Below are 20,666 nucleotides of genomic sequence, written 5' to 3'. Positions count from 1 at the left end.
TCAGTCTCCCAAGGTCGCGACGAGCAGGGCCTTGATCGTGTGCAGGCGATTTTCCGCCTGCTCGAAGGCGACATTGGCCTCGGACTCGAAGACCTCATCGGTAACTTCGAGACCATTATCCATGCCGTAATCTTCGGCGATCTGCTTGCCGAGCGTGGTTTCGGTATCGTGGAACGCGGGCAGGCAATGCATGAACCTGGTCTGCGGATTGCCGGTCGCCTTCATCAGGTCCCGATTGACCTGATAGGGCGTGAGCAGCTTGATGCGTTCGCGCCAGACATCCTTCGGCTCGCCCATCGAAACCCAGACATCCGTATGGATGAAATCGACGTCCTTGACCGCTTCTTTGGGATCTTCCGTCACCAGAAGGCGGGCGCCGGAGGCCTGCTGAAGATCCCTGGCGATCTTCATGTATTCCTCCGATGGCCACAGCGACCTCGGACCGCAGATGCGCACATCCATGCCGAGCAGGCAGCCGACGATGAGCAGCGAATGCCCCATGTTCGAGCGTGTGTCGCCGACATAGGCATATTTGATCTGGGCGATCGGCTTGTCGCTATGCTCACGCATGGTCATGACGTCGGCAATCATCTGCGTCGGGTGATATTCATCCGTCAGGCCGTTATAGACCGGCACCCCGGCATAGCGCGCCAGCGTTTCGACGCCATGCTGCGCGGAGCCGCGATATTCGATCGCGTCATACATGCGGCCGAGCACGCGGGCCGTGTCCTTGAAGGATTCCTTGTGGCCGATCTGCGAACCGGACGGATCGAGATAGGTCACGTTGGCGCCCTGGTCCGAGCAGGCGACTTCGAAGGCGCATCTGGTCCTCGTGGAGGTTTTCTCGAAGATCAGGCAGATCTCCTTGCCCTTCAGGTGTTCCTGCTCTGTGCGGGCATATTTTGCCCGCTTCAGATCGCGGGCGAGATCGAGGAGATAGCGAAATTCCCGCGGGGTGTAGTCCTGCACGGTCAGAAGCGAGCGATTGCGCAGATTGAAGCTCATTGTCTTGCTCCGTCGGTCTGTTTCGTGGGTGAGAACGTCAGTAAGCCGGATCGCGCCAGATGGGGCATGTCATGCAGTGCCCGCCGCCACGCCCCCGGCCGAGTTCGGAGCCGCGGATGGTGATGACCTCGACGCCCGTCTTGCGCAGCAACGTGTTCGTGTAGGTGTTGCGGTCGTAGGCGACGACGACGCCGGGCTCCAGCGCCACGACATTGTTGCCGTCGTCCCATTGTTCGCGCTCTGCCTGATAGGAATTGCCGCCGGTCTCGACGACGCGCAGCTCCGGCAGATCGAGCGCCTCGCTGACGACATCCAGCATCGACCGGTTTTCCGGATGGATCTCGAATGCGCCGTCATCATTCGTCGGATACATGCTGTAGCAGCGGATCTGGTCGACGACTTCGGCAAACAGCGTGACGACATCGCGATCGCAGAAGCTGAACACGGTGTCGAGATGCATTGCCGCACGGCTCTTCGGCATGAGGCAGCCGATCACCCGCTTGGCGGCCTTGTTCTTGAACAGGGCCTGCGCGACCTGGCCGACGGCCTGATAGGTGGTGCGCTCGCCCATGCCGATCAGGACCGTGCCATTGCCGATCGGCATGACATCGCCGCCCTCCATCGAGGCATTGGCGAACTGGCTGTCGGAATCGCCCCACCAGATGCGGAAATCGCCGCCGTTAAAGATCGGATGAAACTTGTAGACCGCCCGCTGGATCAGCGTCTCCGCGCGTCTGGCCGGCCAGAACATCGGATTGCAGGTCACGCCGCCATAGATCCAGCAGGAGGGGTCGCGCTGGAACAGCGTGTTGGGGATCGGCGGGATGACGAAATCGGTTTCCGGCAAGGCGCTCAGCATCAGCAACTTCGCACTGACATCCGGCAGGTCGGAGATGGAGATGCCGCCGATCATGAAAGCGGCAAGCTGTGTCGCGGGCATGTCGTCAAGCCATGGCCGCATCGCCTCGGCGATCTGCGAGCCGAGCACATTGGGCGTGATGCGCCGGTCCAGAACGAAATCGCGCGCCTGCTTGTTGGCAAGCGTCTGGCTAAGCAGATCGTGGAGTTCGAGAACCTCGACCCCCCGTTCCTGCATTTTCAGCACGAAATCATAATGATCCTTCTGGGCCTCATGCACCCAGAGCACATCGTCGAAAAGCAGGTCATGGCAGTTGGCAGGGGTCAGGCGCTGATGAGCCAGGGATGGTCGGCAAACCATGACAGTTCTCAGTTTCCCGACCTCGGAATGAACGCCGAAACCACGCATGCCGTCCTCCTTCCCAAACTTCAGGACAGCGGTCGCGCCGCCGGTCTCTGAACACGTTCAGCTGTTTGGCAGACTATTGGGGCCGGCCCACTGATGTCATTGATTGCAAACAAGGTGCACCGCAGCATTCGCGGTTTTCCGTCTTTTCAGAAATCAGACATACGGTTTGCTCATTGCAGGTCGCACACATTGCATCGCTGCACTTGCCATGCGCGCCAATGGGTCGGATGAACGTCCAGCATCTCGCCGGTCAACGCATTGGCCCAACCGCCCGACAAGCGTTGGCAAGGGAAAATCAGGGCATGGATACCTTCGTCATCAATGACGGCGAGTTCGATATCCTCTTCGAACGGAGCTTCGACGACCAACCGCCACACCACCGAACCCTCCCCGACGATGCACGAACATCGACCGGACAAGAGGCCCTTTTTCGGCACGCCGGTCGCTCGGCCGGCTCGTTTTTCCTGCCGGCGTTCTGCGGATGTTGCATTCCGCCATGCCTGCCTTGACGCCAAACCGGCAATGGCGGGTCCCCTCTGTGGTAAACCCGGCGGATCCAGCGATCAGTCATTCAATGTAGAAGGTTAGGTTGCCGTTGCGGGCACGCGTCACCCATTCGATCTGATTGGGTGACAATTTCTTGGCCTTCAATTGCTGAACAAGCCACGCGTTGGAACGGATGGCCTTACGGATTTCCTGCACATGTTCGTCGCTGCCTGGCGTTGGCATCGAGCCGACTTCGACCGCCGTCCGAAAACTGACGATCGAAAACCGCTTGTCATGATAGGTTCTGATGTGTCCCGGCAGGCTTTCGGCCCAGTTCATCCGTCGGAATTCCTTGCGGGTCTCCTGGGCACCAACAACAGCGGGCGCCACGATAGACGCAGCGGTCGCAATAACGATAGCAAGGGTAAACCTTCTCATCTTCCAGCTCCCTCAACAACGACACCCATTTCGGTTGAGAGTAGCAGAACGAAGAGCCAAAGGCATTGAGCCGGATCAATGGAGACGAGGGACAGCCAACGCGCTGATTCAACGGACTTCACACCTGGTTGTGCAGAAAGACCAATAGAGTCTACGCGATACTACACGGACCACACCTGCAAAAATGCTAAACTCGCGTTATTGTTGAGAGAGACAAGGCAGTCCAGGCACTGAACAGCTTCTCAAGGGGCGGAGGAGACAATCATGTCTATCAATACAGGGACTCCGCATGCGACCGGATACGGTTCGGTTGTCTTGAGCTTGACAGGGCGGAACGCTTTCGCCGCGTCACGGACAGCGCGTCGTCAACCCGCCCCCGCTTCGTACGATGAGAAGCATGGACCTCGGACGGATTGGCTCCGGCAACTCTATGAACACATGCCGGACGCCGTGTTTTTCATGGCCGACGACAACAGGATTTCTGCCTGCAACAGGGCTGCGGTCGCTTTATTCGGTTATCACGAAGATGAGCTGCTCGGTCGCAAGATCGATTTTGTCTGGTCTGCAACGCCGGATGCGCAGCTCAATGGACGCTGGGCAGATCAGGGTGCCATTCGTGCCGGACTGGCAATGACCAAGAGCGGCGCCCAGTTTCCAACTGCGCTGACCATCGTCCGGGAAGAGTGCGAGAGCGAGACCTTCGCTGCAGCGATCTTCGAGGATTTCCGGAGCGAGCGTGAGACGTTGCTGCAGGTTCAGGAGCTTCAATATGAGCTCGCTCGCCTCGCAAGAATAGTGACACTCGGCGAAATGACCGCAACGCTGGCTCATGAACTTTCCCAACCGCTGGCTTCGATCACCGCTTACTCGGAGGGGTGCGCGCGCCTTATAACGAATGGTCGTCAATGGCCCCCCGAGGCGCTTCGCGGAGCTCTGTCGGAAATTACCCAGCACGCCTCGTGGGCGGGCATGATCGTCCAGAACATTCGGGAGTTTGCAAAGCGCGGCACCGCCGAGAAAAGACCGGAATCGATTCACGCCTTGATTCAGGAGGCCGCGACGCTCGCATTCGCCGGATCGCAGAGGAAGGATCATCATGTGGATCTCCAGCTTGAAGCGAAGCGGGACATTGTGGTCGCTGATCGCGTCCAGATCATCCAGGTGCTGACGAACCTTCTTCGCAATGCCATCGAGGCGACTGACGCTATCGAACAGCCGGCTATCGCGATCCACACGGGAAGCGACGATTTCGCCCATCTCGTCATCGACGTGTCCGACAATGGCTGCGGTATTGCGATCGACATCGAGGAGGCGCTGTTTCGTCCCTTCGTGACCAGCAAACCACGCGGCCTCGGCATGGGCCTGGCCTTATCCAAGCGTATCATTGAAGCCCATGGGGGCCGCATTAGCGCGCGCAAGGGAATGCGGGACGGTTCGATCCTCTCGTTTTCGCTTCCGCTGGTGGAGAGCACAATCAATGGCGAACGATCTTACGATCCATCTCGTGGATGACGAGGAGGCGCTCAGGCGATCCCTGACATTCCTGCTGGTATCTGCAGGCTTTGCTGTTCGCGCGCATAGCTCGGCGAAAGCCTTTCTCCAACTGCTGCCACTTTCAGGGCGAAGTTGCCTTGTAACCGACCTGCGCATGGCCGATATTGACGGCATCGAATTGCTTCAGTGTCTGCGTCGTTTCAGCGTGGATGTACCCGCGATTGTCATTACCGGCCAGGGCGATGTCGCCACCGCGGTTCGGGCGATGAAAGCGGGAGCCTTCGATTTTCTGGAAAAACCGCTGAAGGAAGAGGCGCTCGTTGCAGCCATCAATGCAGCGACACGACAAGGGCGGCCCGGCAGGGTTATCGCCGACTACGAAACCGTCGCGGCGCGGCTGCGCCAGCTCACCGATCGCGAACACCAGGTGCTTTCCAGTGTGCTCGATGGCTTACAGAACAAGATGATCGCCTTCGATCTCGGCATCAGCGCCCGCACGGTGGAGGTTCATCGCGCCAATGTGATGGCAAAGATGGGTGCGCGTAATCTTGCGGAACTCATGCGGATGGCCATTACCATCGATGCTGCAACGCAATCGCGGGAAACCGCAAAGTTGGCGCCGATCGGAAGCCCGTCGACCTATATTCGATGATTCCGAACCAAGTCTTGCAACCAAAGGATTGTGGGATATGATACATTGGGAAAAGCTTAAGCAATTGCGTGACCTGTCGTAGGGGCGATCATGCGGAGCGCAAAAATCCAAGCCTTCGATAATCTTGGGCCGACGGCTGATGAAATCAGCCGGCAGGTGGATCGTATTCTCACAAGCGTGGAATTTCAGGCGCCAAAACGCGGACGGAATTTCCTGGAATTCGTCGTCAAGGAGACACTCGCCGGCCGATCGGATTTCCTGAAGGCATTTACAATAGCAAATGTGGTTTTTGGCCGGGAAGCATCGTTCGATCCGCAGAACGATCCGGTGGTACGGATCGAAGCCGGCCGAATAAGAAAGGCGCTCGAGCGCTATTATCTCGTTGCAGGCCAGGCGGACGAGGTTATCATTACCGTGCCAAAAGGCGGATACGTCCCGCATTTTGAATATGCCCAGTGTTCGCCAGCTCCGGCCGCACCCGTGACAGGCTCGCAAAAATCGCAACCCATAAACCCCGGCGAGCATTTACGTCGTAAAACGCGCGATAAAAATCGGCAACCTATTCCAGGCCTTCGGATTGCCATGGCCGCCGTTCTCGCTGTCCTCCTCTTTGTTATGGCGTTTGCACTATCTGCACCACGGATCTTGACAGTGGATTCACCGTCGCCGGCAATCTCCAAACCGAAGGTGATCGTTGAATTCTTTGCCGAAAACGGCCCGGCCGGCGCTAGTTCGGACATTGCCCGTGGCCTGAGGGATGACGTTATCGGTCAGCTTACCCTATTCGACAACATCATCGTGGTGGCTGACCCAATGCGAAGCCATCGCGCAGCCAATGCCGACTACTCGCTCCAGAGTAGTGTCCAGTTCGACAGGAGCAGACTGCGCACAGCTGCCAGATTGGTGCGCCAATCAGATAGCGCCGTTATCTGGGCCGATAATTTCGACGCAGACCTTCAAGCGCAGAACAAGCTTGCCATACAAGGCAATATCGCGCGGCAAATCACCAATTCAATCGCGCAGCCTCACGGTGCCATCTTTCAACCCGACACGCAGACCACCGCCTGGCCGACACGGCAAGACGAGATCTGCACGCTCGCATATTACAGCTATCGACAGAACATGACTGTTCAAAGTCAAGGTGCGACACGTCAATGCCTCCAGCAGGCGACCCAGCATATTCCCGACAACGCCGAATCCTGGGCATTGTTGTCCCTCGTCTACCTTGATGAACTGCGCTTTCGCTACAAGCTCGGCACATCATCTCCCGCGCAGTCGCTTGACCAGGCAACCGCCGCGATCAGGCGGGCGACATCGCTTGCACCCCGCAATCCTCACGTTCTGCAGGCCCTCATGATGGTAAGCTTTTATCGGGGCGATATAGATGGGGCCCTGAAGGCAGGAACCGCAGCCTATGCTGCAAATCCCGATGATGTGGAAGTCGCCGGTGAATATGGCTTCCGGCTGGCAATGTCGGGCAAATGGCAATCGGGCTGCGAGCTTTTGTCGATTGCCCTCAAGAAGGGCGTAGGCCCCAGAGGTTATTACGAAATCGGCATGGCGCTCTGTGCGTTCATGAATGGGGATATCGAAGCGGCCGAACAATGGGCACGAAGGTCCGACCTCGACTCCAACCCGATGCATCATCTCGTCTTGCTATCCATTCTCGGCGTAGCTGGAAAGCTGGATGAAGCCGGCCGGGAGGAGGCTTGGCTGAATATTCACGCGCCGTTGCTGATGGCCAATGTTCGCGAGGAACTGGCCCTGCGCCTGCAGCGGCCCGAAGATCAGGAACGGTTCCTGAGCGGATTGCATGCTGCGGGACTGGCCTTCGAACGCTCGTCTGCAAGATAGGAATTTACGGATCGGAGCTTGGATCAGCCAGCCTGGGGCTGTTTGAAATTTCCATCGCGATTTGCGCGGCAATCTCGTCCTCGATATCAAGCATGGCCTGACCGTGCGGGTTACGGTCATATTGATTTGCCCAGACGACCGCCCCATTAGCGCCGTTTACCAGCCGGACATGCACATGCAGAACCGTGCCCTCGACGAGCGCACTTCCCTGCAGGTTGAACGACGGGCCGCCGCTCGTCTCCACGCTGGTCCGGTCTGGGGCAAACACGACGAAATTCTTCACCTTCATGAGCTTCGCAATCAACTGATCGGCCAGTCCTCTGGCAAAATCCATACCCGATGGATCGTTGCCGAGAGCGGCGAAGGGCTCCACGGCGATCCTGATCTTGCTGCTCAGCGATGATACAGCGGGCGAATATTCCGTTTCCGGTGGTGAAAGATAGGCTTCAAGCGGCCGGATGAGGGCCAGAATTGCCATTGCGCCAAACAATGCTGGCACGCCGATCGGTACGAGAAGATCGCGCCATGTCATGATCCGCACGGCGCTACCCGGCTTGTTCCCGCTTGTCCGAGAATTGGTTGTCTCTCCGGCATCCGAGATACCGACACCACTTGAAAAAAGCGGTGCATAGCCTCCCTTGGGCACCGAAATTCGTATCGGGTCATCCCGTCCACTTACAAGGTAATAACGTTCGAGCGCGCGGCGGATGCGTCCCGCCTCGATGCGCACGACCGGATCATTCTGCGCATCGAAGGAAGCATCGCGCCCGAAAACCGCCTGTGCGATCGTATAGGCTTTGAGCTGTTCGCCGTGCCCTTCCAGCGCTTCCTCGACGATATATTGCAGGAAGCGGCGGCCACGCTCGGGGGCGTGGAACTCTGGACTGGCAAGTATACGGTCAAGCTGCGCACGCACGCCATCAGTATCTTGCGGCGCGCGACTGTCTCCTCCCTCATCCGGTGCCATCGAGACCTCCCGCGATATCTGCATATCGCTCTCAACAGGAGCGACAACTTTATATACCTGTCGATCGTGCCGGGCTTCCGTAGCAATACGTAAGGGATATCTCGAATATCGGGGAAAACCGCGATTACCTAAGCTGCGATCGGAGGAGGCGACGCTCATGCTTCAAGACCACGCGATCGGAAATCATGCGGCAGTGCCGGAGCAGCGCAATGGTACGGCTGTCGGGACAACCAGGGAGCAGTCGATCAGGTTCAAGGCCGACCAGCCGATCTATAGCGAAGGCGAACATGCGCTTGCGTTCTATCAGGTCGAGGCAGGCACCGTCCGGATCTATCGCCTGACTGCAAGCGGGCAGCGCTACATTCTGTCCTTTTGCGGCGAGGGCGAATGGTTTGGTCTCGAAACGGGCAATGTGCGAATTGATTTCGCCGAAGCCGTCTGCGAGACCTCCATCAGGCCCTTTAGAACCCAACAGAACGCCGCCGTCCCAATAGACCTTCTCAATATCGCACTCACGAATCTCGCAAAAGCCCAGCACAAACAGCTTGTCATCACCGAACAAAGCGCACTGAAGCGGGTCGCGGCATTTGTCTTTGAAATGGCAGATCGTCATCCGGGAAACCCGGAATTCGATATGATGATGTCGCGTAGCGATATAGCCGACTATCTCGGACTGACAGTCGAAACCGTCGCCCGCTGCTTCACGAAGCTTCGCGAGAAGCGCATCCTTTGCCTGAACGGCAAGCTGCAGCGTATCGTTCGCGTTCTCGACCGCAACGCACTCATCGGCCTAGCGATCTAACGAGAGAGCAGTTGGGAAAATCAATCCTGCAAAGAAGGGACTGCACAATGACGCAAGCATCTCGCCGAAGATAAGACTCATCAGGCAAAATACTTTCCGCAGGCCTGATGTCGTTAGCAGCCTTTATCGATCCGGCATTTCCGGGCGCTCTCGTTCCGATCACGAACACAGCCGGCCGGCTGCAAATCCTCGTCGCCACGCCAACGATGATGGCCTGGTGCCGGCTGGCACCGGTCCTGAAGGCCTTTGCAGGGCCGACCATGACGTCCTTCACCGGAATTACCGCGCCACTCCCGCCTGGCGAATTAACAGGCAAAGGCTCGCCCAGGCACTGCCCGCCGCGACCCGCGTCTAAGGGCTCTCGCTGAGAATGCAGACATTTTCGTTGTCACCTGGCTCTCCGCGAAACATGCGGCGACGGAGTTTATCCGGGAGCATCGCGGTAACCGGACCTTGTTGTATGCTCAGGGCCGGGGTTTCTCCAGCATACTCCGGGCGCTTGAAGACCACTTTAGGTGATTGACAGTCAGCATCAACGCCGCGCCATCACGACGAGGCCGCCGATCCAAAGGATGGTCTCGAGACGAAGATTGATCACCAGAAGGCGGGCGCCATAACAACGTCGGCTAGGCCGAGCGACCGCCTGTCAGGATATGTTTGACCGCCATCTCATCCATGGCCTGGGCATCGAACAGCGCCTTGGCGAGGGCATGGAAGGTTGGCCTGCGCTTCCTGAGGATCGCCGCCGCGCGGTCGAGCGCCGCTTCCAGCCTGGCATGCACACGAACCGCCAGCTCGGGATCATGGCCAAACACCTCGCCCGGATCGCGATGTGGTCGATAAAGCAGCGGATGCTCGGCCCCGAAGCCAAGGACCCGTTCCATATCGAAGGCGATCCGCGTGGCCCGCGCCAGATCACTATCGTCGGTGCCACCGGAACCGCTCGAGACGCGCTTGAGCACCAGAACCTCTGCGGCCCGCCCGGCCATGAGCATCGTCAGCATATTTTCGTACCAGTCACGGGTATCGGTCGCCCACAAGTGGAAGCCGACGAGATTGTAGCCACCCTGCCCGGTGTCGATGTTGAGCCCGCGGACGGGTCCGAGATCGAGGGCGTGATGAACAACCGCATGCCCGGCCTCGTGGAAGGCAAAGCGCCAGCGTAGATCGTAGGGCACCGGTGGACGATTGCCGCGAATGCCCTCTTCGATGTCCTCGTAGCTGATCGCCCGCTTGCCACGACGCGCCTTCAGTCGCGCCTCCCGGACGATGCGTTCGATATCGGCACCTGTCAGTCCCATGGCGCGCGTGGCGAGACGCCGCAGGATCGAGTCGGCGGGATTGGCCTGATGCGCGGCGGTCGGCGTTTCGGTCGTATTGATGTTCTGCGTCGCTGTCATCGGGTTGCTCCGTTCCGTTCGCTTTCTGCTTCCTCCCTCAGATGGTCGGCGACGATCTTCTTCAGCGAGAATCCGTTCTTGGCTTCCGGCTCGACGCCCGGTACCGGCTCCCGGATGAGCTCGTTCACATCGTCACCGAGATGGTGGGCAAGGATCTCCGCAAGCGTCGGCACATCCGGCTTGGGGATTTCGATATGGGTCTCCAGCCGTCCGGACCGCTTGATCGCCTCGTCGATATGGTCTGGCCGGTTGGTGGCGCCGACGATGATCAGCCCTTCGTTTTTCACGGCGCCATCGAGCAGTTCCAGCGCTTTGTTCACCAAGGCATTCCAATAGTCGGAATAGTCCCGCTCGGCCGGCTGCCGCTTGCCGATGCCGTCGATCTCGTCGATGAACAGGATCGCCGGCGCCATGGCGCGCGCCTCAATGAAGGTCTTCGACATCTTGTCGATGACATCGTTCAGATGCCCACCCTGCAGCCAGGTCGAGACAGAAGTGACGACCAGCGGGACCTGCAGACTGTTGCAGAGCGCCCGGGCAAAGGTGGTCTTGCCGGTCCCGGGCGGGCCGGACAGCAACAGTTTGGTGCTCATCTCCGACCAAGTGAGGATGCTGGCACGGTAATCCTCGAGGTCGGCCTTGAGATCGAGCGCCCAGTCCTTGGCCCTGCCGTATCCCGAAAGGGTTTCGACGGTCTGTGGCGGTCTGTGGCCGATCTCACCCGGCTTCAGTGGAGCCTCGGGCTGGATGACTTCGGCACCAGACGGTTTGTCCTTTTTCCAGCGACTGTTGCTGTCACTATCGGAAGCCTTCGGTTTCTCGTCCGATCCTGACGCCTTCTCGGTGGATGTCGTGGAGGGCTCCGATCCAGACCCCTTGCCATCACCGTCCTCTTTCTCGGCGTCGCCGCGATTGCGTTCAATCAGTCCAGCAAGGACGTGCATCACGTCCCGAACATGTCGCCCCGGTCGGAAGGCAAGGACCAGATCCTCAAGCGACAACCAGCGTGCATCGGGATCCGGCGGCAGGCCAAGAATCCCAATATCAGTGTCCGGATAGAGGACCTCGACCAGATCAGCGACGAACCTTCGGTCGAGCTTGCCTGTTTCCAGCGAAAGATCGACAGCCATCCGCACCAGGGCGGGAATGTCCGACCGCTTTTCCACAAGGGCGAGGATCGGGGCCTCGCGGGACAACGCACTGATCATGCGTCGACGCAGGGCGTTGCCGGTGACACGATGCACGCCTGCGCCCGGGAACACGACGAGACGCTTGCGCGGCTCCCCTTCGACGAAGTCGAAGTGATCATCATCGAACATGTGGTCCGAATTGATGATGACGTAGGGACCGCCCGGCACCAGCCGGGATTTTTCGAGCAGCCAAAGCACCTCCCGTTCGAAGCCATCGAGCGGCGCATGGAGTGTGATGATTGGCGTCATATGGACCAGCGTGTGAACGATCTCGCGCAGGGACCGCCCGCTGCTCTGCACCGCGCGCGCCAACACCAGCGCCGCCACGATATTGCTGATTGGCGGCGCCGCCGCTGCCCGATCCACAAGGCGGACCGCGTAAGCGAGCCGGTCGATGTCGTTGTCCGGCATCACGTCTTGCGCCATCACACTGCGGCATGCCTGGGGGAAAGCAAGCAGCCGAGCGGACAGCGTCTTGTCACCGACCTCCGTTGTCACGCCAGCCTCGCCACCGTTGTCTGAAGACGGATTGCTGTTCGCCTTCGGCACGACAAGCCAGGCACCGAAGTTCCGTTGGAACCACAGGCCATCCCGAACCGGATCACCGTTCAGCCTCGTCGTGTCGAAAGCCGGACTGTAGCGGCAGAGCAGATGACCATCGACATCGACGATCCTGGCCTCGAGCAGGCCGTTGCACACGGCGACCCGGCGTGCCTCGCGGCGAGCAAAATGCCGGAGGCGGCGGACGAGCAGACGAGCGAGTTTATCCATCGACGCGCCCTCCGCTCTCCGCGGCAATAATTGCCGTTTCGGGGTTCAGCACCTGATCGCGCGGCCGTGTCCGGATGCGCGGTCGTCCATCAAGGTGACCCGCTTTCGCGGAGGCTGCCTGCACGCGCTCGCCGATAGAGCGACAAACCGCCTGTGTCTTCGCCGACATGGCAGCCGGAGCCGACCGGGTCAACTCGTCCGAGAGCAGACCGAGATGCCGATTGCGGTTTCTAAGCCAGTCGAGCACGAGGCGACAGGCGGCGTCGTCATGATCGGCAAGCACACTCAACTTGGCCGTCAGAGGGGCGGGCACCAGTGGACCTTGCCGCACGCAGGCGCCCGCCAGGCCGATTAGAACGGCAGGATCATCGCGATGGCTCGCGGCTCGATCAATGCCAGCGGGTCGGGCGTGGGCGATGTTCGCGAACCTGCTGTGGGTGCAGGGCAACGCGATGGTATCGGCCGTGACCGCTTCGCAACGGAAACCGGTCACAGGCGGGGTGTGGGTATCGATGGACATGACTGTCTCCTCACCGGAGCACTTGGGCATCCGGCGTTGTCGGAATGGATAGACTGGGGAAGCAGGCCGCGCGCTCACGGCGCGGCTGCGTTCAGCGCCGTTGGGCTATCAGCCAATCAGTGCTGGCGCGGACGGCGGGCAAACCCGACCCGGATACGGACCGGTTCCGGCTCTTCATCCTGATCCTCGTCGAAGCAGCCGAGATCGCATTGACCATCATCTTCGTCCGGCCCGGTCATCGCCTGCTCTTCCGCATAACTGCGCGCCGGGCCGTTCAACGCGATCAGCGGCTTGCCCGAGATAGCCGAAGCATGCGTCGGATCCGCCATGAGCGCGTGGAGAACACCAAGAGCCTTGCGGGCTTCCACTTCGAGAAGCTGCTGAACGCGGCGACCGAAGCGCAGACGCAGTTCGGCCATGCAGGCCGCGACACCATCGATCTCCAGCAGGTCATCGATCTCGCACAAGGCCCAGATGCCGGTGGCGTGGTCGCTCGGGCGGCTGGCGCCATCGACGATGGCGACCTCGACCGTGTCGACCATCATGCGTTTGTGGTTCTTGTAGAGCCAGTCCGGCAGCACCATCGCCGACGCCATCATCTTCATCTTCAATTCTTCGAGGCGGCTGGTGTCGCCGTACGAGGCGAGCGAACGCTTCACGTCGAGAATGTAGGCGGTGTGCCGGGCGCGGTTCACGACGATCAGGTCCGGGGTGTAGCTGCCCTTGGCGGGCGCTTCGCAGTCGAGTTTGATGCCGTCGAGGCAAGCCCAGTCGTTGCCGGAGATGGCTTCGAGCGCCGCCTTGACCAGCGGCAGTTTCAGCGACTGGGTCAGCACGGTGATGTTCGGGTTGGCCTTCGCCAGACGCTCAACCGCCTGCTCGAGCAGTTTGCCCTCCCGGAACGAGACCGCACGGACCAGGGAGGCGATGTGAACGTAGTGGCCGAGGATCTCGTCCTCGATCGGTTCGCCGTCGGCGATGGCGGCAATGGCGCGATCGATCAGCAGGTCAAGATCGGCTTCGACTTCGGCGAAGCGAACGATATGCGGATGGCGGCGGAGTACCGCCGGTTCGCTGATGCTGTTGGCACCAAGGCCGAACGGGCGGTGGGTGAACATCGAGGCCGCGGCGGCGGTCGAACGGAGAACTTCCCCGGCGGGGGCAGAGAGAGTATGCGTGGTCATAGCCCGATTCCTTTCGCAAGAAGGCTGAGGGTCAGGCCCTTGTCGATGTTACCAGCATCGGCTTGGGCCGTTTTGTGTCCGGTCGTCCGAACGCCCCTAACCTGGCAGGACCGGGAGCCTGGCTCAAGGACCCGGACCACAAATTTGGAACAAAGCCGGTACAAGGTTAACGGCGGGCTCACAAAGCCCAGGACCGGTGAAGCCGTCTGGCCACCCTCTCCGCCGGAAAGCGCGTTCGCGCCGAGATGACGAGGCAAAAACAAAAGGGCCGACATGCGGCCCTCTCGAGTTTAGCGGGAAGGCCGGTTCACCGGCCCCTCGAGCACGCCGTCCTTACGGAGTGACCACAGGCGCCGGTTCCACCTCGGCGACAGCGTCGTCCGCGAGTGGCGGCACGATCGCAAACCGCTTGCGCGCCCGGGGCGTTTCCCGGCTGACGGTCATGAAGCCGCCCGTCGCCTCTTCCAATGCCGTGCCCAACCGCGCGATCGCGTCGTCCGTGACCTCGGCGCCGGTCGAGACATCGTCCGACACGCCCGGTGCCACTACTTCAGGAGCCGGAGACTTCGCTGCCTCGAGCGGCCATTCCGGCTTCCTCTCCTTCGACACCGCCCAGCCGAGTACCGGAAGCACATGCAGTGCAAGCCAGTCGGGCATCTCTTTCGATTTCGGCCAGCCGTCGAGGCCGCCCAGGCGATAGAGCGTGTCGTTGACCTCGGCCCAGCCGGTCTTCTTCGCAAACCGGGTGGGACGCGTGTTCCGACCCCCGTCGAGTTCCGGCTCGACGAACAGGGCGAGACTCTCGAGTTCCTGGCGCGCCACGCGGGCAATGTCCTGGATCTGCTTCGCGAGCGCTTCCTTGATGACGCGGCCCTTGGCCAGCGCTGCCTCGATTGCCTGGCAGATTGCGACGACATGGGCGATGAACGCCTTCAACCCCTCGCGGATCTTGATCGCAATCAGCGCTTTCAGTCCGGCCACACCGCCAACACGGTGCTGATCGTCGGTCTCAGGCTTGTCGCCCTCTTCATCGTCGCCCGCCAGGATGGCCCTGACATCGGCGACCTGCAGACGCCCGTGCTCCTCGGCAAAGCTGATCGCCGCCTTTACCTGATCTTCGGTTGCCGAACTCAGGTGGAACAGCACCGTCGCCCCGACAGAGAGATCGACAAGATCGTCCCGGTAGGGCGTGAGATTGCGGAACACCGCCATATAATTGCGGGCGCTGCGGGCCGCGAGACCGCAGCGGTTCTTGACCCAACGGTCGAACCTGCCATCGGCCAGCAGGTCGGCGGCCTGGGCCAGATGATCTCCGGGTTCGAAGGTCTGCTCGGTCGTGCGCCGGCCGAGGTCGAAGATATAGGCGGCACTGGCTTCAAGCTGCTCGCGCAGCGTCTGGCCGATCCCGTTGTCTTCGTAGGAGTAGGAGGCAGTCGCGGTCGTCTTGGTGGTCTTGGTACGCATGGAATACTCCGGTAATGATCTACAGTAACATCCGATGGCGTTCGCTCATCGAATGCTTACATGATCGCACCGATACTCCGGAACAACAAATTGAAGTAAAATCGGTTGTACGTATAAATCGGATTATATTCTTATTTCTTCATCACATTTCTGCATTTGTATTTTATGTACAACCATAATTTAACCTAAATATATAAATTTATACGGATTACATGATTATTTTAAACTAAACAAATACGCGTCTATATTTAGCAGAAAGATTCAGATCCCGGGCGGGACGGCGTGGCACTGAGGGTTTGTGGCCCGCACGAAGACGTTCCAAGCACAGAGAAACGGGCTACCAAGTACAATCGCAGCCACCGCCTCACCGTCCAGACGGCATACCAGATGGCCGCTCGGCGAAGCCCCATTCCGCATAAATGGGAGGAATGATTGACACTTGGCTTGATCGACGAACCGGACGCGGAAGAGCATGGTCCGCCGGTGGATCCTGCGCGATGCCGGTCGCCATCATCTGCAGGAGGTGGCCGCCGACTCTGGCGATTTCTCTCAGCTTGCCCGCACGTCATCTCAACGTGTCCGCACGTCGAGACAAATTGCGATCATTTGATTCAAGGTCCGAGATCTTTGATTCCGAACGCTGGTCATTTGATTCACGACCACCGTTTACGCCTCCGCAACTCATCTCGACCGGTTTCAACGTGCCCGCAATGCATCTCAAATTGCGCTCATTTGATTCCGAACTGCGGACAAACGATTCATAAACCGGGATTTTCGATTCCTTGGAAACGGCGTTGCCGGTCGGACTGCGGTCTGACATCGGTAGCTAGAGACCTGATGGGGAAGAGTGCATGCCAGCGAAGTCCGAGGTGATCCGCAACCGCAAACAGCGCGAGCGGCAGCAAATGCTGCGGGACGCTGACCGCAAGGCGAGACGCCCCGGACGCGATGACGTGGCCCGGACGGCGCTATTCATGTCGATTTCGAGCATGGTCCCGAAGGGCAACCACGAAGCGTTGGCAGCCTTCCGGTCTGTCGTCATCTTGATGCTCGTTCGACAGGGTTTCGACGAACAGGCGTCCCGCACCGTCTTCGATGAGCTCGTCGAGAAGTACGGGGATGGCGACTGGCCCTTCCGCCGCAAGCCCCACCTGCTCTATCCTGACGGTGCCGACGAAAGCGGCTGAGCGGTTTCGTTCGACCTGCCACCTGCGGTTCCGGTCTTTGGCCATCCAACGCTGACAATGGGAACGCCTAACGGCGTTTACAAACCCTACGATAGCTCCCCCCATTACTCGGTTAAACGCCGTTTATCCTGAATCGAATGTTTCGAGCACTTTCGCGAGGCGGGGGCCGACAAGCAGGCCTGATTGACGGATAGCGCACCAGCCAATCAATGTGTTGCGTATACGCCACAGTTTTTTAAAATTTCATATTTAACAATGGCTTACCGTCATACCCAAGCGGGGTCGCGTCCTCCGGTCGCTCAGTTGTTCCCGCTGTCTCATTTCGAGATTCGAGGCAATTGTCGGCAAATTGGCATCGATACCATGCAAATGCCGACACTTGAGAAGTGCCCGCCTTTGTGAGCTATTGGCGCCGTCAAGTGTTCAACAGGCCAGCCCGCAACGGAAAGGAGGCGCCCATGGTTCACGTATTCCATGTCGACGGCGCCACGATCCAGCCGTCCCGGGACAGTGAGTGCAAGAAAGATCGCGGTTTCGCGATCTGCACCGGCCGCATGCGCGCGGAGGTTCTTCGCGCGGTTCGCCTTCGAAGACGAAGGCGAACCGCGAGAGAAAGGACTCATCATGTCGCGTACAGCTCAGCACAAGAACGACACCTCCAAGCTGTTCCAGTCTGAAGGGGGGCTCCAGGATATTCTGGAGTTCATCCGCGAACACAGCATGCTCCTCGATCGCCTTTCCGGCGTCTTCGACAAGGCGCCGGCGTTCGTGATCGATGGGCGCCACGTCCTCGCAGAGCCGGTCTACATGACCATCGATGCGAAGACGGTGGCACTGTCGCGCAAGGTCCCCAAGCAGAACCTGGCTGAGGGCACAAATCATAGCGTGACCCTCGTCCTCTCGACTCGTCATCCGGGTGTGCACGGCACGCCGGCCATCGTGACCGCATTCGCTGCTACAGCGATGCGTATCCGTATGGCCCTGCGCGTCTGCGACATCATCTACAGCACCGGAAAGAACACCGCTGATACACTGGAAGCTCTCATGCCCGAGTATATCGCCCAGATGGAAGCCACCGCCCATTGGCTGGCGACGGATTTCCTGACGCGCTGAGCGGCACTGCGACCTGCCGGGTCATGATGGCCTGGCAGCGATGCGGGGCTACCCGCCGGCTACCATGTCCCCCAAATTTCATCTCAAGATGAGGCGCCCAGATGACCAAGACCGTACTGTTTTACGCACATTGCGCGGCCGACCGTCCGCATGAACTGCCGACCGAAACGCAGATCGAACTCGGCACGGAATTCATCCGCAAGCAGGGCTGGAAGCTCGTGGAGGTCTTTACCGACCATATGGTCAGCGGCGCGACCGACAAGACGCGCCCCGGTATCCAGGCGCTGCGCGATCGCACCGCTGAAGGTGACATCGACGTGGTTCTCTGCATCTCGATGGATCACCTGTCATGCGACATGGCGCACAGCTTGGAGATCCACAGCGAGTTCCGCAATCGCGGCGTCGAGGTCTGGACCATGGCCGGGGACGCCCCGGTGACGGATCTGGGATTGTCTATTCGCGCGCTTCTCGGCCGTGAGATTGAACAACAGAGCCGCTATCGTGCCCGCCTTCTGGCGGTGGACGATATTCACTCCGTCTCGGTCGCGCAGTTCCCGACCGCCACGCAATAAAAGCAAGAGCGCCTGCGGCAATAATTGCCGCGAGCTTTTTTCAGCCGCCGGGCCATGATGGCCTGGCAGCGATGCGGGGCTCCCAAGTCCCACGCCACCGGCTACCATGTCCCCCAAGATTGCATCTCGAACCGAGAGACCAGAATGACCAAGACAGTACTCTTCTACGCGCGCTACTCCACAGATCGCCAGGACGAGGTGTCGATCGAAACGCAGATCGAACTCGGCAAGGCGTTCATCGTCAAACAAGGCTGGACGCTCGTGGAGATCTATTCCGACGCCGCCATCAGCGGGACCAGCTACCAGCTCCGCCCCGGCATCCAGAACTTGATGGCGCATGTGAAGCGCGACCGCATTGATGTCGTGCTCTGCGTCACCGTCGATCGCCTGTCGCGCGACATCGAGCACAGCCACAAGATTCTCAAGGATTTGCGCTATCGCGATGTCGACCTCTGGACGGTCCACGCCGGCACCCCGGTAACGGACATGGAGATGTCGTTTCGCGCCATGCTCAGTCACGAGCTTGTCGGTCAGATCCGCTATCGGACCCGGGAGGGCATGAAGACCGCCGTGCGCAAGGGCAAGGCATCCACTTGCCTGGCCTATGGCTACATGATCTCGCAGCAGCGCGATGTGAACGGTGATCGCATCAAAGGCCTGCGCGAGATCGATGCTGCGAAGGCCGAGGTTGTTCGCCGCATCTTCACGCTCTATGCCGACGGCATGTCGCCACGCGACATCGCGCAGATCCTCAACAAGGAAGGCGTGCCCGGCTCACGCGGCCTGAAGTGGCGCGACACCGCCATCCGCGGCCACGTCAGCCGCGGTACCGGCATCCTCAACAATGAGAGCTACATCGGCCGCATGGTCTGGAACAAGCGCAACTACCGCAAGAACCCAGAGACGGAGCGCCGTACCGCCCGCGTCAATGATGCCAGCGAGTGGGTGCTGACGGACGTGCCCGAGATGCGCATCGTCAGCGACGACCTGTGGCAGCGCGTCAAGGACCGCCAGAAGGAGATCGGTGAGCTGTTCGATTTCGGGGGGAACAACCGGCTGAATGCGACGCAGCGCCCGGAGTATCTCCTCAGCCGCATGCTCGAATGCGCAGAGTGCGGAGGTCCCTACGCGATCTCAGGCAAGGACCGCTATAGCTGCACCAACCGCAAGAAGCGCCTGCCGATCGACGACCTCGACGGCGCCTGCTGTGGTAACAGCAAGACCATCACACGCCATGAACTGGAGGAACGCGTCCTCAACTGCTTGCCCGTGGCCTTCTTCTCGATGGATATCTTCGACCGGATTTCAGAGAAGATGGTCGCCCATGAGGTGAGCAAGCTGAAGAGCCTGCCTTCGCGCAAGGACCAGTTGACCACAGAGCTCGCGGCGATCAAGTCGAAACAATCAGGTCTCATGCAGCAGATTCAGGACCGCCATGCCGACGGCCGGCCACGGCTTGCCATCCTGGATGATCAACTGGATGAACTGGAAGTCACGCGCGAGGCGCTGGTTCTGGAACTCGCCCAGTCGCAGGAGCCGACCGAGGATTTCCAGGAGAAGATTGCGAAGCTGAAGGCGCAATTCAATCCCGCCAATACCGAGATCAGCATCCGCAAGCTCATCTTCCTGGCACGCAACAACGGCGACGAACATGCCAAGCAGCGGCTGATGCCGATCGTGCGTGATCTCATCCAGACGGTCGTGATTGGCAAGACTCCGGGCCATCAGCCTGCCAGTTTGCAGGTGCACGGCTCGATCGCCAACATCATGGCCTCGATGGAGGTTCTGGACCTGATGGAGCAGCAATTCATCACCGCCGCCCAGAATGATCTGATGGCCCGGATTGCATCCGGCGAGATCGACACGGAGCAGAAACAAAAAAAGCTCCTCGACTCATATGAGGAGGAGCTTCGGTGCAAATATCCCGAGTGGGAGAATTTACAAGTCTCAGTGGTTGCGGGGGCAGGATTTGAACCTGCGGCCTTCAGGTTATGAGCCTGACGAGCTACCGGGCTGCTCCACCCCGCGTCCAGCGCAAATCCCAAGGGGATTTGTCGCGGCTACGCAAAGCGTGTGCGCTTTGCGGATCTCATCCGAGCAAATTGCGACGCAATTTGTCTCGCGTTCATGAGGCATTATAAAGCAAAAGGCCGCTTTGCGAGCGGCCCTTTGATCGGCTTTGGGCCGTAGAGTTTGTGAAGAGAAGATTTCATCTTTATTTCCGCATGTAGGGTTGCGAAGCTCGTTCAGCTTCGGGCCCATGCGTTGAGTTGCGTTTAGCAGACCTGGCAGCGACCGAC

Annotated in this window: 18 protein-coding genes, 1 tRNA gene and 1 pseudogene; 8 read left to right on the top strand and 12 right to left on the bottom strand. The window is 59.7% G+C overall.

Annotated features, from left to right (window positions below; translation table 11 throughout):
• From ACFPWW_RS04570 to ACFPWW_RS04555, 4 genes are all read right to left on the bottom strand, one after another.
• Nucleotides 1-1,005 (bottom strand): ornithine carbamoyltransferase, encoded by a 1,005-nt coding sequence (locus tag ACFPWW_RS04570; RefSeq protein WP_377310683.1) that lies wholly within the window; start codon nt 1,003-1,005, stop codon nt 1-3.
• 37 nt (nt 1,006-1,042) lie between these two features.
• On the bottom strand, nt 1,043-2,272 hold the full coding sequence (arcA, locus tag ACFPWW_RS04565; protein WP_377310681.1) for an arginine deiminase: 1,230 nt from the start codon (nt 2,270-2,272) through the stop codon (nt 1,043-1,045).
• A gap of 170 nt (nt 2,273-2,442) precedes the next feature.
• The gene (locus ACFPWW_RS04560; protein ID WP_377310679.1) at nt 2,443-2,652 is read right to left on the bottom strand and encodes a hypothetical protein; all 210 of its coding nucleotides are present in this window, start codon (nt 2,650-2,652) and stop codon (nt 2,443-2,445) included.
• A 187-nt stretch (nt 2,653-2,839) separates the two neighbouring features.
• Nucleotides 2,840-3,196 carry a hypothetical protein gene (locus ACFPWW_RS04555; protein ID WP_377310677.1) on the bottom strand — a complete coding sequence of 119 codons (357 nt, stop codon included), beginning with the start codon at nt 3,194-3,196 and terminating at the stop codon, nt 2,840-2,842.
• A gap of 264 nt (nt 3,197-3,460) precedes the next feature.
• Here ACFPWW_RS04555 and ACFPWW_RS04550 point away from each other — a divergent pair, with 264 nt between their 5' ends.
• The 3 genes from ACFPWW_RS04550 (at nt 3,461) to ACFPWW_RS04540 (ending at nt 7,196) form a co-directional block, all read left to right on the top strand.
• Nucleotides 3,461-4,708 (top strand): sensor histidine kinase, encoded by a 1,248-nt coding sequence (locus ACFPWW_RS04550; RefSeq protein WP_377310675.1) that lies wholly within the window; start codon nt 3,461-3,463, stop codon nt 4,706-4,708.
• The gene (locus ACFPWW_RS04545; protein WP_377310673.1) at nt 4,674-5,342 is read left to right on the top strand and encodes a response regulator transcription factor; all 669 of its coding nucleotides are present in this window, start codon (nt 4,674-4,676) and stop codon (nt 5,340-5,342) included. Before ACFPWW_RS04550 ends, ACFPWW_RS04545 begins: the two co-directional genes overlap by 35 nt.
• Nucleotides 5,343-5,432: 90 nt before the next feature.
• Nucleotides 5,433-7,196: a hypothetical protein gene (locus tag ACFPWW_RS04540; protein ID WP_377310671.1), complete on the top strand. Its 1,764-nt coding sequence runs from the start codon at nt 5,433-5,435 to the stop codon at nt 7,194-7,196.
• 4 nt (nt 7,197-7,200) lie between these two features.
• Here the strand turns inward: ACFPWW_RS04540 and ACFPWW_RS04535 are convergent, their stop codons facing one another.
• Nucleotides 7,201-8,163, bottom strand: a complete 963-nt coding sequence (locus ACFPWW_RS04535) for a hypothetical protein (protein WP_377310669.1) — start codon at nt 8,161-8,163, stop codon at nt 7,201-7,203.
• Nucleotides 8,164-8,320: 157 nt separating this feature from the next.
• Between ACFPWW_RS04535 and ACFPWW_RS04530 the strand changes: the two genes are divergently transcribed.
• The gene (locus ACFPWW_RS04530; protein WP_377310667.1) at nt 8,321-8,965 is read left to right on the top strand and encodes a helix-turn-helix domain-containing protein; all 645 of its coding nucleotides are present in this window, start codon (nt 8,321-8,323) and stop codon (nt 8,963-8,965) included.
• Nucleotides 8,966-9,591: 626 nt separating this feature from the next.
• On the opposite strand, the gene ACFPWW_RS04525 is transcribed toward ACFPWW_RS04530, so the two are convergent.
• The 5 genes from ACFPWW_RS04525 to ACFPWW_RS04505 all read right to left on the bottom strand — a co-directional run bounded on the left by ACFPWW_RS04525 (nt 9,592) and on the right by ACFPWW_RS04505 (nt 15,494).
• Nucleotides 9,592-10,365: an ATP-dependent Zn protease gene (locus ACFPWW_RS04525; protein ID WP_377310665.1), complete on the bottom strand. Its 774-nt coding sequence runs from the start codon at nt 10,363-10,365 to the stop codon at nt 9,592-9,594.
• Nucleotides 10,362-12,326, bottom strand: a complete 1,965-nt coding sequence (locus ACFPWW_RS04520) for an AAA family ATPase (protein ID WP_377310663.1) — start codon at nt 12,324-12,326, stop codon at nt 10,362-10,364. Before ACFPWW_RS04520 ends, ACFPWW_RS04525 begins: the two co-directional genes overlap by 4 nt.
• On the bottom strand, nt 12,319-12,846 hold the full coding sequence (locus ACFPWW_RS04515; RefSeq protein WP_377310661.1) for a hypothetical protein: 528 nt from the start codon (nt 12,844-12,846) through the stop codon (nt 12,319-12,321). The genes ACFPWW_RS04520 and ACFPWW_RS04515 overlap by 8 nt, the downstream gene beginning before the upstream one ends.
• A 116-nt stretch (nt 12,847-12,962) precedes the next feature.
• A complete protein-coding gene (locus ACFPWW_RS04510) occupies nt 12,963-13,964 on the bottom strand; it encodes a hypothetical protein (protein WP_377310659.1) in 1,002 nt (333 codons plus the stop codon).
• Between the two features lie 399 nt (nt 13,965-14,363).
• Nucleotides 14,364-15,494, bottom strand: coding sequence for a hypothetical protein (locus ACFPWW_RS04505; RefSeq protein WP_377310657.1), 1,131 nt, complete (start codon nt 15,492-15,494; stop codon nt 14,364-14,366).
• Between the two features lie 851 nt (nt 15,495-16,345).
• Between ACFPWW_RS04505 and ACFPWW_RS04500 the strand changes: the two genes are divergently transcribed.
• The 4 genes and pseudogenes from ACFPWW_RS04500 to ACFPWW_RS04485 all read left to right on the top strand — a co-directional run.
• Nucleotides 16,346-16,681, top strand: a complete 336-nt coding sequence (locus tag ACFPWW_RS04500; RefSeq protein ID WP_377310655.1) for a hypothetical protein — start codon at nt 16,346-16,348, stop codon at nt 16,679-16,681.
• A 624-nt stretch (nt 16,682-17,305) separates the two neighbouring features.
• Nucleotides 17,306-17,794, top strand: coding sequence for a hypothetical protein (locus tag ACFPWW_RS04495; protein ID WP_377310652.1), 489 nt, complete (start codon nt 17,306-17,308; stop codon nt 17,792-17,794).
• Nucleotides 17,795-17,895: 101 nt separating this feature from the next.
• Nucleotides 17,896-18,366 (top strand): recombinase family protein, encoded by a 471-nt coding sequence (locus tag ACFPWW_RS04490; protein WP_377310650.1) that lies wholly within the window; start codon nt 17,896-17,898, stop codon nt 18,364-18,366.
• 54 nt (nt 18,367-18,420) lie between these two features.
• Nucleotides 18,421-19,323, top strand: a pseudogene (locus ACFPWW_RS04485) (recombinase family protein); the annotation flags it as partial.
• Nucleotides 19,324-19,770: 447 nt separating this feature from the next.
• Here the strand turns inward: ACFPWW_RS04485 and ACFPWW_RS04480 are convergent.
• Together ACFPWW_RS04480 and ACFPWW_RS04475 are read right to left on the bottom strand one after the other, a co-directional pair.
• Nucleotides 19,771-20,244 (bottom strand): hypothetical protein, encoded by a 474-nt coding sequence (locus ACFPWW_RS04480; protein WP_377310648.1) that lies wholly within the window; start codon nt 20,242-20,244, stop codon nt 19,771-19,773.
• Nucleotides 20,245-20,317: 73 nt separating this feature from the next.
• A tRNA-Met gene (locus tag ACFPWW_RS04475) sits at nt 20,318-20,394 on the bottom strand.
• Between the last annotated feature and the right edge of the window lie 272 nt (nt 20,395-20,666).

The organism is Rhizobium sp. GCM10022189, from assembly GCF_042656325.1.
Taxonomy (GTDB): Bacteria; Pseudomonadota; Alphaproteobacteria; order Rhizobiales; family Rhizobiaceae; genus Rhizobium.
This window is presented reverse-complemented; position numbering and strand designations above follow the sequence as displayed.

What these genes read in the sequence shown, in the direction of transcription:
- ACFPWW_RS04510 (WP_377310659.1), bottom strand. Translation starts at nt 13,964, where the DNA reads ATGTTCACCCACCGCCCGTTCGGCCTTGGTGCCAACAGCATCAGCGAA.
- ACFPWW_RS04555 (WP_377310677.1), bottom strand. Translation starts at nt 3,196, where the DNA reads ATGAGAAGGTTTACCCTTGCTATCGTTATTGCGACCGCTGCGTCTATC.
- ACFPWW_RS04495 (WP_377310652.1), top strand. Translation starts at nt 17,306, where the DNA reads ATGTCGCGTACAGCTCAGCACAAGAACGACACCTCCAAGCTGTTCCAG.
- ACFPWW_RS04540 (WP_377310671.1), top strand. Translation starts at nt 5,433, where the DNA reads ATGCGGAGCGCAAAAATCCAAGCCTTCGATAATCTTGGGCCGACGGCT.
- ACFPWW_RS04515 (WP_377310661.1), bottom strand. Translation starts at nt 12,846, where the DNA reads ATGTCCATCGATACCCACACCCCGCCTGTGACCGGTTTCCGTTGCGAA.
- ACFPWW_RS04545 (WP_377310673.1), top strand. Translation starts at nt 4,674, where the DNA reads ATGGCGAACGATCTTACGATCCATCTCGTGGATGACGAGGAGGCGCTC.
- ACFPWW_RS04490 (WP_377310650.1), top strand. Translation starts at nt 17,896, where the DNA reads ATGACCAAGACCGTACTGTTTTACGCACATTGCGCGGCCGACCGTCCG.
- ACFPWW_RS04535 (WP_377310669.1), bottom strand. Translation starts at nt 8,163, where the DNA reads ATGGCACCGGATGAGGGAGGAGACAGTCGCGCGCCGCAAGATACTGAT.
- arcA (WP_377310681.1), bottom strand. Translation starts at nt 2,272, where the DNA reads ATGCGTGGTTTCGGCGTTCATTCCGAGGTCGGGAAACTGAGAACTGTC.
- ACFPWW_RS04500 (WP_377310655.1), top strand. Translation starts at nt 16,346, where the DNA reads ATGCCAGCGAAGTCCGAGGTGATCCGCAACCGCAAACAGCGCGAGCGG.
- ACFPWW_RS04550 (WP_377310675.1), top strand. Translation starts at nt 3,461, where the DNA reads ATGTCTATCAATACAGGGACTCCGCATGCGACCGGATACGGTTCGGTT.
- ACFPWW_RS04525 (WP_377310665.1), bottom strand. Translation starts at nt 10,365, where the DNA reads ATGACAGCGACGCAGAACATCAATACGACCGAAACGCCGACCGCCGCG.
- ACFPWW_RS04520 (WP_377310663.1), bottom strand. Translation starts at nt 12,326, where the DNA reads ATGGATAAACTCGCTCGTCTGCTCGTCCGCCGCCTCCGGCATTTTGCT.
- ACFPWW_RS04530 (WP_377310667.1), top strand. Translation starts at nt 8,321, where the DNA reads ATGCTTCAAGACCACGCGATCGGAAATCATGCGGCAGTGCCGGAGCAG.
- ACFPWW_RS04505 (WP_377310657.1), bottom strand. Translation starts at nt 15,494, where the DNA reads ATGCGTACCAAGACCACCAAGACGACCGCGACTGCCTCCTACTCCTAC.
- ACFPWW_RS04570 (WP_377310683.1), bottom strand. Translation starts at nt 1,005, where the DNA reads ATGAGCTTCAATCTGCGCAATCGCTCGCTTCTGACCGTGCAGGACTAC.